Origin of the sequence: Myxococcus guangdongensis (assembly GCF_024198255.1) — a bacterium.
Lineage (GTDB): Bacteria > Myxococcota > Myxococcia > Myxococcales > Myxococcaceae > Myxococcus > Myxococcus guangdongensis.
Window position 1 is genome coordinate 268,737 of the sequence record NZ_JAJVKW010000009.1, and the last position, 15,360, is coordinate 284,096.

At 69.7% G+C, this 15,360-nt stretch carries 13 protein-coding genes; 11 read left to right on the forward strand and 2 right to left on the reverse strand.

Annotated elements, in window-relative coordinates; genetic code table 11:
* The first annotated feature begins 3 nt into the window (after positions 1-3).
* From LXT21_RS26990 to LXT21_RS27000, 3 genes are all read left to right on the forward strand, one after another.
* On the forward strand, positions 4-1,593 hold the full coding sequence (locus LXT21_RS26990; protein WP_254041070.1) for a glycoside hydrolase family 57 protein: 1,590 nt from the start codon (positions 4-6) through the stop codon (positions 1,591-1,593).
* 77 nt (positions 1,594-1,670) lie between these two features.
* Positions 1,671-3,137: a trypsin-like peptidase domain-containing protein gene (locus LXT21_RS26995; protein WP_254041071.1), complete on the forward strand. Its 1,467-nt coding sequence runs from the start codon at positions 1,671-1,673 to the stop codon at positions 3,135-3,137.
* Positions 3,138-3,154: 17 nt separating this feature from the next.
* On the forward strand, positions 3,155-3,748 hold the full coding sequence (locus LXT21_RS27000; protein WP_254041072.1) for an SGNH/GDSL hydrolase family protein: 594 nt from the start codon (positions 3,155-3,157) through the stop codon (positions 3,746-3,748).
* 20 nt (positions 3,749-3,768) lie between these two features.
* Here LXT21_RS27000 and LXT21_RS27005 read toward each other — a convergent pair whose 3' ends face one another.
* Entirely contained in the window at positions 3,769-5,694 is a 1,926-nt protein-coding gene (locus tag LXT21_RS27005) for a GGDEF domain-containing protein (protein WP_254041073.1), read from the reverse strand.
* A 192-nt stretch (positions 5,695-5,886) separates the two neighbouring features.
* Between LXT21_RS27005 and pgeF the strand changes: the two genes are divergently transcribed.
* From pgeF to LXT21_RS27045, 8 genes are all read left to right on the forward strand, one after another.
* A complete protein-coding gene (gene pgeF / locus LXT21_RS27010; protein WP_254041074.1) occupies positions 5,887-6,651 on the forward strand; it encodes a peptidoglycan editing factor PgeF in 765 nt (254 codons plus the stop codon).
* Positions 6,652-6,716: 65 nt separating this feature from the next.
* Complete coding sequence (locus tag LXT21_RS27015) at positions 6,717-7,604, forward strand: tetratricopeptide repeat protein (RefSeq protein ID WP_256572003.1); 888 nt, start codon at positions 6,717-6,719, stop codon at positions 7,602-7,604.
* A 26-nt stretch (positions 7,605-7,630) separates the two neighbouring features.
* The gene (locus tag LXT21_RS27020; RefSeq protein ID WP_254041075.1) at positions 7,631-8,866 is read left to right on the forward strand and encodes a LysM peptidoglycan-binding domain-containing protein; all 1,236 of its coding nucleotides are present in this window, start codon (positions 7,631-7,633) and stop codon (positions 8,864-8,866) included.
* 135 nt (positions 8,867-9,001) lie between these two features.
* Entirely contained in the window at positions 9,002-10,123 is a 1,122-nt protein-coding gene (locus tag LXT21_RS27025) for a DNA-processing protein DprA (RefSeq protein ID WP_254041076.1), read from the forward strand.
* Between the two features lie 11 nt (positions 10,124-10,134).
* Positions 10,135-12,711, forward strand: coding sequence for a type I DNA topoisomerase (gene topA / locus LXT21_RS27030; RefSeq protein WP_254041077.1), 2,577 nt, complete (start codon positions 10,135-10,137; stop codon positions 12,709-12,711).
* Positions 12,712-12,786: 75 nt separating this feature from the next.
* A complete protein-coding gene (locus tag LXT21_RS27035) occupies positions 12,787-13,527 on the forward strand; it encodes a MotA/TolQ/ExbB proton channel family protein (RefSeq protein ID WP_254041078.1) in 741 nt (246 codons plus the stop codon).
* A gap of 20 nt (positions 13,528-13,547) precedes the next feature.
* The gene (locus tag LXT21_RS27040) at positions 13,548-14,069 is read left to right on the forward strand and encodes an ExbD/TolR family protein (RefSeq protein ID WP_254041079.1); all 522 of its coding nucleotides are present in this window, start codon (positions 13,548-13,550) and stop codon (positions 14,067-14,069) included.
* A gap of 3 nt (positions 14,070-14,072) precedes the next feature.
* On the forward strand, positions 14,073-14,654 hold the full coding sequence (locus tag LXT21_RS27045; RefSeq protein WP_254041080.1) for an ExbD/TolR family protein: 582 nt from the start codon (positions 14,073-14,075) through the stop codon (positions 14,652-14,654).
* 52 nt (positions 14,655-14,706) lie between these two features.
* Here LXT21_RS27045 and LXT21_RS27050 read toward each other — a convergent pair whose 3' ends face one another.
* Entirely contained in the window at positions 14,707-15,093 is a 387-nt protein-coding gene (locus LXT21_RS27050) for a TraR/DksA family transcriptional regulator (protein WP_254041081.1), read from the reverse strand.
* Positions 15,094-15,360: the final 267 nt, after the last annotated feature.

Genomic DNA, 15,360 nt, shown 5'->3' on the forward strand with positions numbered 1-15,360 from the left:
ACCATGAGCCTGGGCTCCCTTTCACTCGTCCTCCACGCGCACCTGCCGTTCGTCCGTCATCCCGAGCACGAGGACTTCCTCGAGGAGGACTGGCTCTACGAGGCCATCTCCGAGACCTACCTCCCATTGCTCCTCGCATTCGACTCCCTGGCGGAGGATGGCGTCCCGTTCCGCCTGGCGATGACGTTGTCACCCACGCTCGTCACCATGCTGCGCGACGAGCTGCTGATGAAGCGCTACGCGCGGAAGCTCGATTCGCTCTGTGAGCTGGGAGACCGCGAGGTCCATCGCACGAAGACCGATGCCACCTTCGGTCCTCTGGCGCGCTTCCATCGCGACCACTTCGAGTCGCTGCGCCGCGCCTTTCATGACCGCTACCGAGGGGATCTGGTCTCCGCGTTCCGCCGACTCCAGGACGCGGGCCACCTGGACATCCTCACGTGCAACGCGACGCACGGCTTCCTGCCGTTGATGCAGCAGGTCCCCGAGGCCGTGCGAGCGCAGGTGTCGGTCGCCGCCAACCACTACCGCCAGAACTTCGGGAGAGATCCCACAGGCATCTGGCTCGCCGAGTGCGGCTACTTCCCGGGCCTGGAGCGCGTGCTCGCCGCCGAGCGCATCCGTTACTTCTTCGTCGACACGCACGGCCTCACGGATGCAACGCCGCGTCCACTGCACGGACCCTACGCGCCCATCTTCACCGAGGCCGGCGTCGCCGCGTATGCGAGAGACCCGGAGAGCAGCCAGCAGGTCTGGAGCTCCGAGTACGGCTACCCCGGCGACCCCGAGTACCGCGAGTTCTACCGGGACATCGGCTGGGACCTGGAGCTGGACTACATCCGCCCGTACATCCAGCCCACGGGTGACCGGAAGAACACCGGCTTCAAGTACTACCGCATCACGGGGAAGACGAACGACAAGCAGCCCTATGATCCGGCGCGGGCGCGCGCGCGCGCCGAGGTCCACGCCGGCAACTTCCTCTTCAACCGTCAGCGGCAGCTCGAGTACCTCGCCTCGCGACTCGGTGACCGCAAGCCCGTCGTGGTGGCGCCCTACGACGCGGAGCTCTTCGGCCACTGGTGGTTCGAGGGTCCCTGGTTCCTCGAGTCCCTCATCCGTCAGGCCGCGCGCGCGCAGTCCACGTTCGACCTGGTGACGCCGGCGGACGACCTGCGCGACCACCCCGAGAACCAGGTGGCCACGCCGCCGATGTCCTCCTGGGGCGCGGGCGGCTACGCGCACATGTGGCTGGATGACAGCAACGACTGGGTCTACCGCCACCTGAATCACTGCGCGCGGAAGATGGTGGAGCTCGCCCGGGACTTCCCGGAGGCCACCGATTCGCAGCGTCGCGCGCTCAACCAGGCCGCTCGCGAGCTGCTGCTCGCCCAGAGCTCCGACTGGGCCTTCATCCTGAAGACGGGCACCATGGTGGACTACGCCAAGCGCCGCACCCAGGAGCACGTGCGCCACTTCCTCCGCCTGCATGACGAACTCCGCGCGGGCACCCTGGACGAGCCCTGGCTCACCGGGCTGGAGTCGCGTGACAACGTCTTCCCGGAGCTGGACTACCGCCTCTACCAGCCTGGCTGACACCACGTTCCGATGGATGACCGCCCGCGGGTCCTTTCGCTTGCGGGACCGCATTTCGGCTTTAGCTTGGGGTGCATATGAACCGTTCTCCCGTCATGTTCCGCAGGGCCCTGGTCGGCGCGCTCCTGCTCGCCGTCCCGTCGGTCTCCTGGGCCCAGGCTCCGGCTCCGGCGCAGCAGACCCCGCCGGGCAACCTCCAGCCCGCGACGCGGGAGGCGCAGGCGCTTCCGTCCCTGGCTCCGCTGGTGGAGTCGGTGAAGTCCGCCGTCGTCAACGTGGACGTGCAGGCGCGCGGGGGCGGCGGACCTCGGGGCATGGGCGGTGGCATGGATGACAATCCGCTCTTCGACCGCTTCTTCGGTGGAGGCAGGGGCGGGCGGGAGCCGCTGCGCCAGGGCGCGGGCTCGGGGTTCATCATCGAGCCGACAGGCATCGTCCTCACGAACAACCACGTGGTGGAGGGCGCCGTCTCCATCACCGTGCGCCTGGACGACGGGCGCTCGTTCGCCGGCACCGTCGTGGGCAGGGATCCGCTGACGGACGTCGCGCTGGTGAAGCTCAAGGACAAGGTGGAGGGGCTGCCCACGGTGAAGCTGGGCGACTCGGACGCGCTGCGCGTGGGGGACTGGGTGGTCGCCATCGGCAATCCGTTCGGCCTGGCCTCCAGCGTCAGCCTGGGCATCGTGTCGGCGCGTGCGCGCGACATCGGCGCGAGCCAGTACGACGAGTTCCTCCAGACAGACGCCGCCATCAACCCCGGCAACTCCGGCGGTCCGCTGTTCAACATGAAGGGCGAGGTCGTCGGCATCAACACGGCCATCGTCGGCGGGGGGACCGGCATCGGCTTCGCGGTGCCCAGCAACCTGGTGAAGGCGCTGGTGCCGCAGCTGGAGAAGGACGGCGCCGTCACGCGCGCGTGGCTGGGCGTCGGCATCCAGGATTTGACGCGGGACCTGGCGGGCGCGCTCAAGCTGCCCGTCACCGAGGGCGCCATCCTCACGCAGGTGAACCCGGGCTCGCCCGCGGCCAAGGCGGGGCTGAAGTCGGACGACGTCGTCACGGCCATCGACGGACAGCACGTGACGTCCAGCGGCCAGCTCACGCGCACGGTGGCGCTCAAGCGCCCGGGCAGCACGTCCACGCTGACGGTGTTCCGCGACGGCAAGAAGCAGGACGTGAAGGTGACGCTCGGCACGCGGCCGGACCTGGAGGGCGTGGCATCGCGCAAGCAGGAGGGGGACGAGTCTCAGGAGAGCTCCCGTCGCGTGGGCGTCAGCCTTCAGAACCTGGATGCGCGCACGGCGCAGCAGGCCGGCTTCACGGATCGCCAGGGCGCGCTCATCACCGACGTGGTGCCTGGCTCTCCCGCGGACCGCGCCCAGCTCGAGGCGGGCATGGTGGTGGTGGAGGTCAATCGCAAGCCCGTTGCCCGCGCGGACGACCTGGCCAAGGCGATTCGCGCCGCGCCCGCGGGCAGCACGTTGCTGCTGCGCGTGACGGGGCCCGGTGGTGGCCGCCTGCTGCGCGCGCTGCGCGTGCCGTAGCGAAGGGGACGGAGCACATGAGCGTCAACTACGTCGCGCTCGGGGACAGCACGGCGGTGGGCGTGGGCGCGACGCGGGGCGGCGGCTATCCGGAGCGTCTGGCCTCGCGGTTGCGTCGCGAGGGACTGTCAGTCGGGTTGACGAACCTGGGCGTCAGCGGAGCGCGCATCCGGGACGTCTTCACCGGACAGGTCAAGGCGGCGGTGGCCGCGCAGCCGACGCTGGTGACTCTGGGCGTGGGCACCAACGACATCTGGCGCGGCACCGCGCTGGAGGACTTCCGCGAGGACCTGGAGCGGATTGCTCGCCGGCTCAAGCAGACCGGCGCGCCGCTCGTGCTGGTCAACATCCCGGACATGGCGCTGGCGCCGATTGCCCAGATGGTGCCCAGCACCCTCTACGAGGGCCGCATCGAGCCCTTCAACGCCGCCATCGCCGAGGTGTCTCGCGCGGAGGGGTTGCACCTGGTGGACCTGCACTCGGCCAGCCGGGAGATGTTCCCGCGCGCGGCGCACTTCTTCTCGCAGGACGGGTTCCATCCCTCCGACGAGGGCTACGAGGAGTGGGCGGACCTGATGCTGCCCACGGTGCGCACGCTCGTGTCGCGCTGAAACGGGCAGGGCGCCCGGCCCTACGCCTTGGCCACGCCGCCCGGAGGTGTCGAGGCGGCGGCCTCGGCGGGGGGCGCGTGGGGCCCACGCTCGCGGCCGGGGTGGATCTCCATCCCCATTTCGAACGCCGTGCTTCGGTTGCGGCCCGTGCGCTTGCTGCAATAGAGGGCCGCGTCCGCGCTGTCGACCAGGCCCTCCTGCGTGGAGGCGTCGCTGGGGAAGTGGGACACGCCGACGGAGACGGTGACGTGTCCTCCGGGCAGTCCGGGCTGCGAGAGGACCACGTGCTCCGCCACCGCGCGGCGCAGCTTCTCCGCCACGTCCATGGCGTCCAGCTTGGTGGTCTGGGGCAGCAGCAGGACGAACTCCTCGCCGCCGTAGCGCGCCAGCGTGTCCACCTTGCGCACGCGCGTGCGCAGGATGTCGCAGACGCGGCGGAGCGTCTCGTCACCCACGCGGTGGCCCGCGAGGTCATTGAGGCGCTTGAAGTGGTCCACGTCCACCATGAGCAGCGCCAGCGGCGTGCTGAAGCGCTGCGCCCGCGCCAGCTCCAGCTCCATGCGCTGGAACAGGTGGCGCCGGTTGGGCACCCCCGTCAGCGGGTCCGTCATGGTGAGCTTCACCGTCTCCGCGTGCAGCCGCGCGTTCTTCACCGCCGCCGCCGCGATGTCCGCCACCGCGGTGAGCAGCTCGATCTCCCCCGCGGAGAAGCTGGCGATGTGCGGCCGCTGGAAGTTCACCACGCCCAAGAGCGTGCCCGCGTGCACCATGGGCACCGCCAGCAGCGCGCCCGTGGTCAGCGCGTCCACCGACAGTCCGCGGCGCGCGAAGATGCTCGTCGGGTCCGCCACGTCCGGCAGGTACACGGCCTTGTGCGTCTGGGCCGCGCGTCCACACGCGCCCTCGCCCACGGCGAAGGTGAGGCCCTCCGAGCCACGGTGCTCCGGCCACGCCTGCCGCACCTCCAGCGCGCCCTCCGGGTTGAGGAGCATGATGGAGAACTCGGGGATCTGCAGCCGCTCCACCACCAGCCGGGTGACGCCGTCGAGCAGCTCGTCCAGCTCCAGCGTGTCGTTGAGCGAGCGCGTGATGTCGAACAGCAGCGACAGCTCCCGCAGGCGGTCCTCGAGCTCGTCCTTGAGCGCGAGCTTCTCCTTCACCAGCTCCAAGTCACGGTGGGTGTCGATCTCCTCCGCCTTCATGGCGGTGAGCCGCGCGAGCATCTGGTTGAAGGCGGCGCTGAGCCTGGCGATTTCATCCGTGCCGCGCACGTCCGCGCGCACCAGCAGGTCTCCCGCCTCCGCGCGCCCCATCGCCGCGCTCAGCCGACGCAGTGGGCGCGTGAGGTTGAAGTGCAGCGAGAGCGCGATGACCAGCGCGAGCAGGATGGCGAACAGCGCCATGGAGGCCAGCGCGCCACCGAACACGTGCGTGAGCTGCTGGTGCAGCGCGGGCTCCAACATCCGCATCTGCAGCACGCTCTCGCCGGGGACCTCTCCGCGCGTGTGACAGCCGGCGCACTCGGGCCCGCCCAAGGGGCGCACCACCTCGGTGACGCCGTCCGCCGAGCGCGCCGACTCCGGGCCGGGGCGGGTGAGCCTCGCGGCCTCGCGGTGCTTCGTGCCCACCTCCGACGGGTTGCGAGACCAGCGGATGGTGCCGTCCGCCGTCAGCACGCGCACGTCCTCGACGGAGCGGAACAGCCGCGTGTCGGAGTGCAGCACCTCCGTCACCGCCCCGTGCGCGGCGGCGCCAGGAGGCTGCGGCAACATGAAGGTGGAGGCGACGAACTCCGCGAGCGCGAGCGACTCCACCTGCGTGGCGTCCTGCACCGCCACCCGCGCCTCACGCCAGAAGTGCCCCACGCCCAGCAGCGCCACCACCAGTCCCGGCAGAGCGATGCTCCAGAGGAGCTTCCGGCCTACGGTGTCGGGACCCAGGGGCATGGCGCGTTCGCGTCACTTCGTTCGAAAAGACGACACTCGTTTCACGAAGAGTCCGCGGAATTGTCAATGGGCTGACGCGGACTGTCAAACGTACTTCCATGGGAAATTTATCATTCCGTTGGCGCATCCGGCTGGCGCGAGCCGACGTCCGCGTGCGTCGCGCGGGAAGGGGAGGTTAGAAGAGGCTTCCCCATGTCGATTGAGTTGCTGACGTCCCGACTGCTGCCCGTCCCTCACGGCTTCGCGACGCGCGCGGGTGGCGTGTCCGAAGGTCCGTTCTCCTCGCTGAACCTGGGCTTCTCCACCGGAGACGCACCGGAGAAGGTGGAGGAGAACCTGCGTCGGCTCGCGGGCGCGGCGGGTGCGCCGCTGGGGGCGTTGTCCCGCGTGTCACAAGTCCATGGCGACCGGGTGCTGGAGGCGCGCGTCGAGCCCGTGGAGGACACGCTGCGGCCGGTGGAGGGCGAGGCGGACGCGCTGTGGACGGAGGTTCCTGGCACCTGGGTGGCGGTGGGCACGGCGGATTGTGTGCCGGTGGTGTTGGTGGACCCGGACGGGCGGCGTGTGGCGGCGATCCACTCGGGGTGGAAGGGGACGGACCTGTCCATCAGCGCGCGCGCCGTGGAGACGCTGGTGGCGCGAGGGGCCCGGCCGGAGCGGCTGCTCGCGGCGGTGGGGCCCGCCATCCAGCGCTGCTGCTACGAGGTGTCGGAGGAGCTGGGGCAGCGCTTCACGCGGCGCTTCGGCGCGGAGGTCGTGGAGGTGGAGCCCTCCGGCCGCGTCCGGTTGGACCTGGCCCGGGCGGTGCGGATGACGCTGATGGGCGCGGGGCTGCGGCCGGAGCACGTGGACGTGCTACAGGCCTGTACCGCGTGTGAGCCCTCGCGGTTCTTCTCCCACCGCCGTGACGCGGGGCGTACCGGGCGGCATCTGAACCTGGTGGTGAACCGGTTCTAGGGCGGCTTCCAGCCGTTTTCTTGACGCTCTTGGACGTGCCTTCCTATCCTCGCGGGGGACTTCCCTTGCGTCCATCGAGGCCCGTGCTCGCGCGCTCCGTCATCTTCCGCCTGCTCGTTGCCGCGCCGCTGTGCGCGCTGTGCGCCTGTGCCAACAACGCCGCCTCCCAGGCGGACGTCGGGGCGCTGACGGCCGAGGTGCGCGCGCTGCGTGAGTCCCAGTCCCGGCTGGTGGAGCGGCTGGAGCGCCTGGAGGCCCATGCCGCGGTGGACCGCGCGCGCGCGACCCCGAGCGCCGCCCGGCCCGCGTCCTCCTCGACGGTGCCCGTCACGGCGGTGGAGTCGGGTGGGGCGCTGATGGCCACGCCGGACTTGTCCGTGGTGAAGCTCAAGCCGCGCTTCGAGCCCGCGCCCAAGCTGAACACGCAGGTGGCGGTGACGGAGCCGGACTCCGAGCAGATGGAGATGTTCATCAGCCCCGTGGGCGAGGACTCCGCGCCCATGGCCGCCATCTCCTCGGGCGGCGCCACCATGGTGAGCACGCGGGGCGAGGACCCCGCGGACCAGGCGGACCCGGACGTGCTCGACGCGGACTACGAGAAGTACGTGTCCATGCTGCGCACCGGCAACGTGGAGGGGGGCGTGCAGCGCCTGCGCCGCTTCTCCGAGGAGAACCCCCGCCACCCGCGCGCGGACAACGCGCTGTACTTCAGCGGGCTGGGGCAGATGGGGCTCAACGACTTCAAGGACGCCGCCAGCACGTTCGAGCGGCTGATCGCCACCTATCCCGCCGGGGACGCCGTGTTGGACGGCATGCTCCGGCTCGCCGAGTGTCGGGTGCGGCTCAACCAGGCCGCGGATGCCCGGGCTCTCTACACGCGCGTCGTCACCCAGTTCCCGGGGACGGCCGCCGCCACGCAGGCGGAGCAGCGGCTCGCCGCGCTCTCGCAGTGAAGTCTTCATCGAAAGGAAGTCGTGCGATGCGCTCCCGGATCCTCACCTCGCTGATGTTGAGCCTCGCCGTCGCCCCCGCCTGGAGCGCGCTCGCGCAGCAGGAGGGTGGCGAGCAGGACGACACGGAGGCCGGCGGAGAGACTGAAGGCGCCGACGTCATGGACGAGGCCCCCGAGCCCCCCTCGGGCGGCACCACCGTGCAGCTGCCTCCGGGCGCGCCCAAGGGCCGCGAGAGCGCGCCGGGCACCGTCCACACGGTGCAGGAGGGCGACACGCTGTGGGACCTGTCCCAGCGCTACCTGGACAGCCCCTGGTACTGGCCGAAGGTCTGGTCCTACAACCCGGAGATCGCCAACCCGCATTGGATCTACCCGGGCAACCAGGTGCGCTTCTTCGGCTCGGGCGAGGAGGTCCCCCAGCGCGTGGAGACCGAGCAGGACCCCGGGGACGTGGTCGCGCCCACCGAGTTCGCCGACAACAACAACGTCACCGTGACGGGGAAGATTGGCTACGACGTGTCCTCGTCGCGCCCGGTGACGACGCAGGGCTTCGTGACGCCGCGTGAGCTGGACGAGGCGGGCCGCATCGAGGGCTCGCCCAACGGCGCGCACATGCTGTCCTTCCCCGACAACGTCTACGTGCGCTTCAAGCGCAAGGCGGACGCGAAGGTGGGCGACCGCTACGTCGTCTTCCACACCACGCAGGCGGTGCACCACCCCCGCACGGGCGCCAAGCTGGGCTACCTGACGGACTTCGCGGGCACGCTGCGCGTGGTGCGCGTGGACAAGGGCCTGGTGACGGCGCAGATCGTCGACACCTGGGACGGCATCGAGCGCGGCTTCCTGGTGGGCCCCTACGGGGAGAAGCTGACCGAGCGCGTGGCCCCGCGGCCGAACACGAACTCCAAGGACCTCAACGCCACCGTCATCACCTCGCTGGTGCCGTACCTGACGCTCCTGGGCGAGCACAACACCATCGTCGTGGACAAGGGCAGCGCGGACGGCGTGCAGCTGGGCAACACCTTCGTCATCCTGCGCCAGGGAGATCCGGCGCGCGCGGTGCTGGGCAAGAAGGTCAAGCCCGCCCAGTCGGAGGCGGACAAGGCGCTGCCCTGGGAGCGCATCGGCACGTGCATGGTGACCGAGGTGAAGGAGCGCACCAACAACTGCCTGATGATGAACTCCCTGGAAGAGGTCGCCACGGGAGACCGCGCGCTCATGCGTCCGAGCGGCGCGGCGCCGGCGCCCAGCGCCAGCCGCTGAGTCCGGCAGGAAAAGTGCATCCCCCTCCACGCCGGAGGGGTTGAGTGCTTGACCGGTGGCGGCCCGGTGTTTATGTGTCGCGCCCCTCCCAGGGGACCCATCTTCTATATAGGTGGGTCTGGAGTGGGGGTCGGTATGGCGGACGCTGAGACGGACAGCCTCACGGCGGAGCAGCAGGCATCCCTGGCGCTCTGGGCCGTTCCCGGCCTGGGGCCGAGGACGCTGGTCGCCCTGCGCGCGTTCGCCGACGGCCGCCTGGCGCCCCTGGCCTCGACTCCTGTACGGGACTGGGTGTCCGACGCGCCGGTTTCCCCACAGGTCCGCCAGAAGCTGGCGGCGGTGGCGGGGCTGCCGGCCCTGGCGGAGCGGCTCCTGGAGCAGTGTCGGCGAAGCGGCATGCGGGTGGCGTTCGCCGACCAGCGGGCCTACCCGGAGCGGCTGCGGGACGTCGAGGACGCGCCGCCCCTGTTGTTCCTCCGCGGCCGGCCGGGTCCTCCGCGCCGACGGGTGGCGATGGTGGGCAGCCGGCGTCCGGACCAGGGCTTCCTTCCGTTCGCCCGCTCGCTGGCCCGTCAGGTGGCCGAGGGCGGGGTGGGGGTGGTCTCCGGAGCGGCGGCGGGGGTGGACCGGGCGTGCCACTGGGGCGCGCTGGATGCGGGAGGGGAGACCTGGGCGTTCCTGGGGTCGGCGCTGGACGCGTTGGACCCGGCGCAGGCCCGGCTGCTGCCCCACTTCCTGGAGCGGGGCGGGGTGTTCTTCAGCGAGCTGCCGCCTGGGGTCCGGGCGAGCACCTCGACGTTCCCGCGGCGCAACCGCCTCATCTCCGGCGCATCGGATGCGGTCCTGGTGGTGAGGGCGGGGGCGGAGTCGGGGAGTCTGTACACGGCCCGGGCGGGGCGGGCGCAGGGACGGCCTGTCCTCGCGATGCCTGGGGACGTGCGGCAGGAGGGGGCGGCGGGCTGCAACGCGCTGTTGCGAGAGGGCCACGCGAGCGCGTGCCTGGACGTGAAGGACGTCTGGCGGGCGGTGGGTGTTGACCCTGGGTGGATGGTGGCGCCGGGCAGGGAGGATTCCTGGGCCCGGCTCTCCGCGGAAGCGCGCGGGGCCTATGCGGTGTTGGACCGGATTCCCCGGACGTTCGATGAGGTGCTGACCGGGAGCACCCTCACGCCGGCCGCGCTGGTGAGCGCGCTGGTGGAGCTGGAGATGACGGGGCTGGTCCTCCAGCACCCGGGCAGGTTGTACGAGAAGCTCTAGGTAGGAGAGTCATGGCCACGCGGACGAAGAAGAAGGCGGAAGAGACTGAGGCGACCGAGGAGAAGGCGCCCCGCAAGGCAGCCGGCAAGTCGACCGGTCGCACCGCCGCCAAGAAGAAGCCTGCGGCCAAGAAGGCCGCTGCCAAGAAGACCGCGGCCCGCCGGCGCGCGACGAAGAAGGGTGACGACGACGCGCTGCCCTCCGTGGAGGCGGACGCCGAGGAGGAGGCCACGCCGCGCGGCAAGGGGCCGCACTACCTGGTCGTCGTGGAGTCTCCCGCCAAGGCGAAGACCATCAAGAAGTACCTGGGCTCCGGCTACACGGTGAAGGCCTCCGTGGGGCACGTGAAGGACCTGCCCAAGAGCAAGATTGGCGTCGACGTGGAGCACGACTTCCAGCCCGAGTACGAGGTCATCAAGGGCAAGGAGAAGGTGCTCAACGAGCTGAAGAAGATGGCGAAGTCCGCCGACAAGGTCTTCCTGGCCACGGACCCCGACCGCGAGGGCGAGGCGATTGCGTGGCACATCAAGGAAGAGCTGGCGCATCCGGACGCGATGCGGGTGACCTTCAACGAAATCACCAAGAAGGCCATCCAGGAAGCCATCGCCCAGCCGCGTGAGCTGAACCAGGACAACTACGACTCCCAGCAGACGCGCCGCATCCTGGACCGTCTGGTGGGCTATCAGATCTCCCCGCTGCTCTGGCAGAAGATCCGCCGGGGCCTGTCCGCCGGCCGCGTGCAGTCGGTGGCGGTGCGGCTCATCGTGGAGCGCGAGGCGGAGATCAAGGCCTTCGTCCCCGAGGAGTACTGGACGCTGGACGCGCTGCTGGAGGGCCCGTCCGGCCCGCCGCCGTTCAAGGCCAAGCTGTCCAAGGTGGACGGCAAGAAGGTGGAGCTGAAGGACCGCGTCAACACGGAGGCGCTTGTCTCCGAGTTGCAGGGCGCCGCCTTCAGCGTGGCCAAGGTGGACCGCCGCGAGCGCCGCCGCAACGCGCCCGCGCCCTTCATCACGTCCAAGCTCCAGCAGGAGGCGGCCAACCGGCTGTCCTTCACCGCGAAGAAGACGATGACGCTGGCCCAGAAGCTCTACGAGGGCGTGCCCCTCGGCGAGGAAGGCCAGACGGCGCTCATCACGTACATGCGCACGGACTCCACGCGTCTGTCGGACGACGCCGTGAAGCAGGTGCGGGAGATGATCGGCTCGAAGTACGGCGCGGAGTACCTGCCCGAGGAGCCGGTGGTCTACAAGTCGCGCAAGAGCGCGCAGGACGCCCACGAGGCCATCCGTCCCACGTCGCTGGAGTACCCGCCGGAGCGGGTGCGGCCGTTCTTCGACGCGATGGACGAGCAGGACATGTTCCGGCTCTACGAGCTCATCTGGAACCGCTTCGTGGCGTGCCAGATGAAGCCCGCCGTGTACGACCAGACGAGCGCGGACATCGCCGCGGGGCGGGCCACGTTCCGCGCCTCCGGCAGCACGCTGAAGTTCCCGGGCTACCTCGCGGTGTACGGCGCGGGCCTGACGCCGGAGGAGGAGTCGGAGAAGGAGAAGGCGAAGGCCGCGGGCGAGGAGGGCGCCGACGGCGCCGACGCCGTGGGCGACCTGCCGCTGCTCAACGACAACGATCGCTTGGGCCTGCAGAAGCTCGTGCACGAGCAGCACTTCACCCAGCCGCCCCCGCGCTTCAGCGAGGCCACGCTGGTGAAGGAGCTGGAGGAGAAGGGCATCGGCCGTCCGTCCACATACGCGGCCATCCTCTCCACCATCCAGGACAAGAAGTACGTGGAGAAGCTGGAGAGCCGCTTCCGGCCCACGGACCTGGGGCAGATGACGAACGAGATGCTCGTCAAGCACTTCCCCCACGAGCTGGACGTCACCTTCACGGCGACGATGGAGGAGAAGCTCGATCAAATCTCCGAGGGCGGCGCCAAGTGGGTGGCGGTGCTGCGCGACTTCTACGGGCCCTTCAAGGACACGCTCGAGAAGGCGAAGGCGGAGATGCGCGACGTCAAGCGCGAGGAGATCAAGACCGACATCGCCTGTGAGAAGTGCGGCAACCCCTTCGTCATCAAGTTCGGAAAGATGGGGCACTTCCTCGCCTGTTCGAACTACCCCGACTGCAAGAACACCAAGGACTTCAAGCGGGACGCCGAGGGGAAGATCGTCATCGTCGAGGAGGAGACGACGGACGAGCTGTGCGAGAAGTGCGGCAAGCCCATGGTCATCAAGCGCGGCCGCTTCGGGCGCTTCATGGCGTGCTCGGGCTACCCGGACTGCAAGACGTCCAAGCCCATCTCCATCGGCGTCAACTGCCCGGAGTGCAAGCAGGGCTACCTGACGGAGCGCCGCAGCGGCCGGGGGAAGATCTTCTTCGGCTGCAACCGCTACCCGGACTGCCGCTTCGCCGCGTGGGACCGGCCGCTCGCCGAGTCCTGCCCCCAGTGCGCGTCGCCGTACCTCTTGCAGAAGTTCTCCAAGCGGGACGGGGCGTACATCTCCTGCCCCAACAAGGAGTGCGACTACCGGCGCGAGGTCGCGGAGCAGCCGGGCGTCCCCACGGACCCGGGGACCAGCTCGGCTGCCTGAAAACCCAAGTGTTTACAGGGGGCTGGCCCGTCCGTGGCTTGACAGCTTCGGCGGGCCCGCCCTACAACCCGGCCAATGATTTCCTCGGTGGTCAGCGAGTGGCTGGTCAACGCGAGCCTCGCGGCCGCGGACGCCGGTAAGCTGGGCGTCACGGACTCCGTCATCAAGTTCTTCAAGGATGGCGGTCCGTTCATGTTCGTGAACCTGTTCTGGCTGGCGTGCGCGCTGGCGGTGGCCACCGAGCGCATCGTCACGCTGGTGTTCCGCTACAACCTGAACCCCGCGCCCTTCATGGAGCAGATCTCCAAGCTGGTGCGCAGCGGCAACCTGGACCGGGCGGTGAAGGTCTGCGCCATGGCGCCCAACGCGCCCTTGGCGAAGGTCATCCGCGCGGGGCTGGTGAACGCGAACCGGGGGGAGATCGAGGTGGCCAAGGGCGTCGAAGAGGCCATCGTCGAGCACAGCCCGCACGTGACGAAGCGCATCCCCTGGCTGTGGTCCCTGGCGAACATCGCCACGCTGGTGGGCCTGGTGGGCACCATCTTCGGCCTCATCGGGACGTTCCAGGCGCTGGGCAACGTGCCGGCGGAGCAGAAGCAGGTGCTCTTGTCGGAGGGCATCTCCAAGGCGATGAACAACACGGCCTTCGCGCTCTCCATCGCGGTGCTGTGCATCGTCTTCCACCTGTTCCTGACGTCGTACGCCAAGGGCATGGTGGAGAGCCTGGAGCTGCACGCGCTGAAGCTGGAGAACCTGCTGTCGCGGCGCGGCGGCGTGGACCCGGCGGCCACCGAGCTCGAGGCTCGCGCGTCGTAGCGCGGGCGGAGCGCGCGTCCATGGCGTTCTACTACTCCCGCCGCAAGCTGAAGGTCCGCGAGGAAGAGGAATCGGGCGAGCTGAACGTCGTCCCGTACCTCGACATCCTCATGAACCTCATCATCTTCATGCTGCTGTCGATCACCGGCCTGGCCTCGTTCGGCATCCTCAACGTGAGCGCGCCCGCGTACGGGCCTCCGTCGGCGGGCATGACGCAGGAGTCCGCGAGCGACGAGCCGAAGTTGACGCTGTCGGTGCTCATCTCGCGCAAGGGCCACTTCGTCAGCAGCGAGAACGCCATCCTCGGCGAGGCCGGGGCGCCCACGGTGCCCACCAAGTCAGACGGTGACTTCGACTACGCCGCGCTCAACGCGTGGATGGTGAAGATCAAGTCCGAGTTCCCCAAGGAGACCAAGGTCATCGTGGGCGCGGACGCGGACATCCCCTACGACGCGCTCATCCAGACGATGGACGCCATCCGCGAGGAGCAGGGCGCCCAGCGCCGCCTGCTGTTCCCCGACGTCACCCTGGCGGGGACCTGAGCCATGTCCGAGACGCTGCCGCATGTGCCGGAGGGGGTCGACGAGGAGGCCCTCGCGCGGCTGCGCTACCGCCGGGCCCTGGCGCGCAAGAAGCGCAAGGAGCGCGAGGCGGCGGGGGAGATCAAGGAGCTGAACATCACCGCGATGATGGACATGATGACCATCCTCCTGGTGTTCCTGCTCAAGTCCTTCGCCTCGTCGTCCGCGGCGGTGACGGCATCCGAGGATGTGCGTCCCCCCGTCTCCACCACGCGCGCGACGCCCCGGGACACGGTGGCCGTCACGATCACACCCAAGAGCATCCTCGTGGGCGAGCGCGAGGTGCTGCGGCTGGTGAACGGGCAGCTGCCCGCCGAGGCCCTCCAGGGCCGGCTGGTGCTCCCGCTCGACGCGCGGCTCAAGAAGGAAGTGGAGAAGCTCAAGTACATCGCCGAGCGCAATCCGCAGGCCCCCTTCAGCCAGGAGCTGTCCGTCATCGCGGACCGGAAGGTGCCCTACGACATGCTGCTGAGCGTGCTCTACACGGCGGGGCAGAACGAGCTGGAGAACTACCGCTTCGTCGTCCTCAAGAAGGACGGAGACTGAAGGCGCCCCCTGGCGTGAGTCAGGGAGCGCCCGGTCCGTGGCCAGCCGCGTCCTAGAGGGACGGCATGGCGTAGTGTCCGCCGCGCATCTCCTGCTCGTGCTCGGTGGCGTCCTCCTCACAGCGGATGGCGAAGGGCAGGGCCTCCAGGCGCTCCTTGGAGATCTCCTGGCCACAGTCCACGCACTCGCCGAAGACGCCCATGTCCATGCGCCGCAGCGCGGCGTCGATGAGCATGACCTCGCGTCGCTGGGCCTCCATCAGGCTGGACAGGGTGTAGTCCGCCAGCTCCGACTGGGCGTTCTCCTCGTATTCGGGATCCCTCTCCTGCTCCTTGAGCGCGGTCAGCTCGCGGTGCGTGCCCTGGCTCGTGGTGAGGATTTCCCGCCTGCGGCGCTGGAGTATCTCGCGTACCCTCAGCAAGTCTTGGGCTCGGCTCATGATGGGCCTCGTCTTCGTGGATGCTGCTTCGAGTGCGTCTTGCGCTCGCCCGGAAGCACGCGGCCCCGAGCGACGAACGCGAGAAACGTAGGGGTGCAACCCAGGTGCGGAAACCGCGCCTTCCAACGGGGGATGGAGGTGGCTCGGGGGGCGGGCGGGCGGACACGGTGGCTTGTCCCCGGCGACGGGTTGACGCTCCTGGATTCGGGGTCGGGACAGGGCGTGCCAGTCCTGCTAACTGTTGGCTGACGGGCACGCGCGTGTGGG

Coding starts and splice junctions, on each gene's coding strand:
- LXT21_RS27040 (WP_254041079.1), top strand. CDS start 13,548: ATGGCGTTCTACTACTCCCGCCGCAAGCTGAAGGTCCGCGAGGAAGAG.
- LXT21_RS27025 (WP_254041076.1), top strand. CDS start 9,002: ATGGCGGACGCTGAGACGGACAGCCTCACGGCGGAGCAGCAGGCATCC.
- topA (WP_254041077.1), top strand. CDS start 10,135: ATGGCCACGCGGACGAAGAAGAAGGCGGAAGAGACTGAGGCGACCGAG.
- LXT21_RS26995 (WP_254041071.1), top strand. CDS start 1,671: ATGAACCGTTCTCCCGTCATGTTCCGCAGGGCCCTGGTCGGCGCGCTC.
- LXT21_RS27000 (WP_254041072.1), top strand. CDS start 3,155: ATGAGCGTCAACTACGTCGCGCTCGGGGACAGCACGGCGGTGGGCGTG.
- LXT21_RS26990 (WP_254041070.1), top strand. CDS start 4: ATGAGCCTGGGCTCCCTTTCACTCGTCCTCCACGCGCACCTGCCGTTC.
- pgeF (WP_254041074.1), top strand. CDS start 5,887: ATGTCGATTGAGTTGCTGACGTCCCGACTGCTGCCCGTCCCTCACGGC.
- LXT21_RS27020 (WP_254041075.1), top strand. CDS start 7,631: ATGCGCTCCCGGATCCTCACCTCGCTGATGTTGAGCCTCGCCGTCGCC.
- LXT21_RS27005 (WP_254041073.1), bottom strand. CDS start 5,694: ATGCCCCTGGGTCCCGACACCGTAGGCCGGAAGCTCCTCTGGAGCATC.
- LXT21_RS27050 (WP_254041081.1), bottom strand. CDS start 15,093: ATGAGCCGAGCCCAAGACTTGCTGAGGGTACGCGAGATACTCCAGCGC.
- LXT21_RS27035 (WP_254041078.1), top strand. CDS start 12,787: ATGATTTCCTCGGTGGTCAGCGAGTGGCTGGTCAACGCGAGCCTCGCG.
- LXT21_RS27045 (WP_254041080.1), top strand. CDS start 14,073: ATGTCCGAGACGCTGCCGCATGTGCCGGAGGGGGTCGACGAGGAGGCC.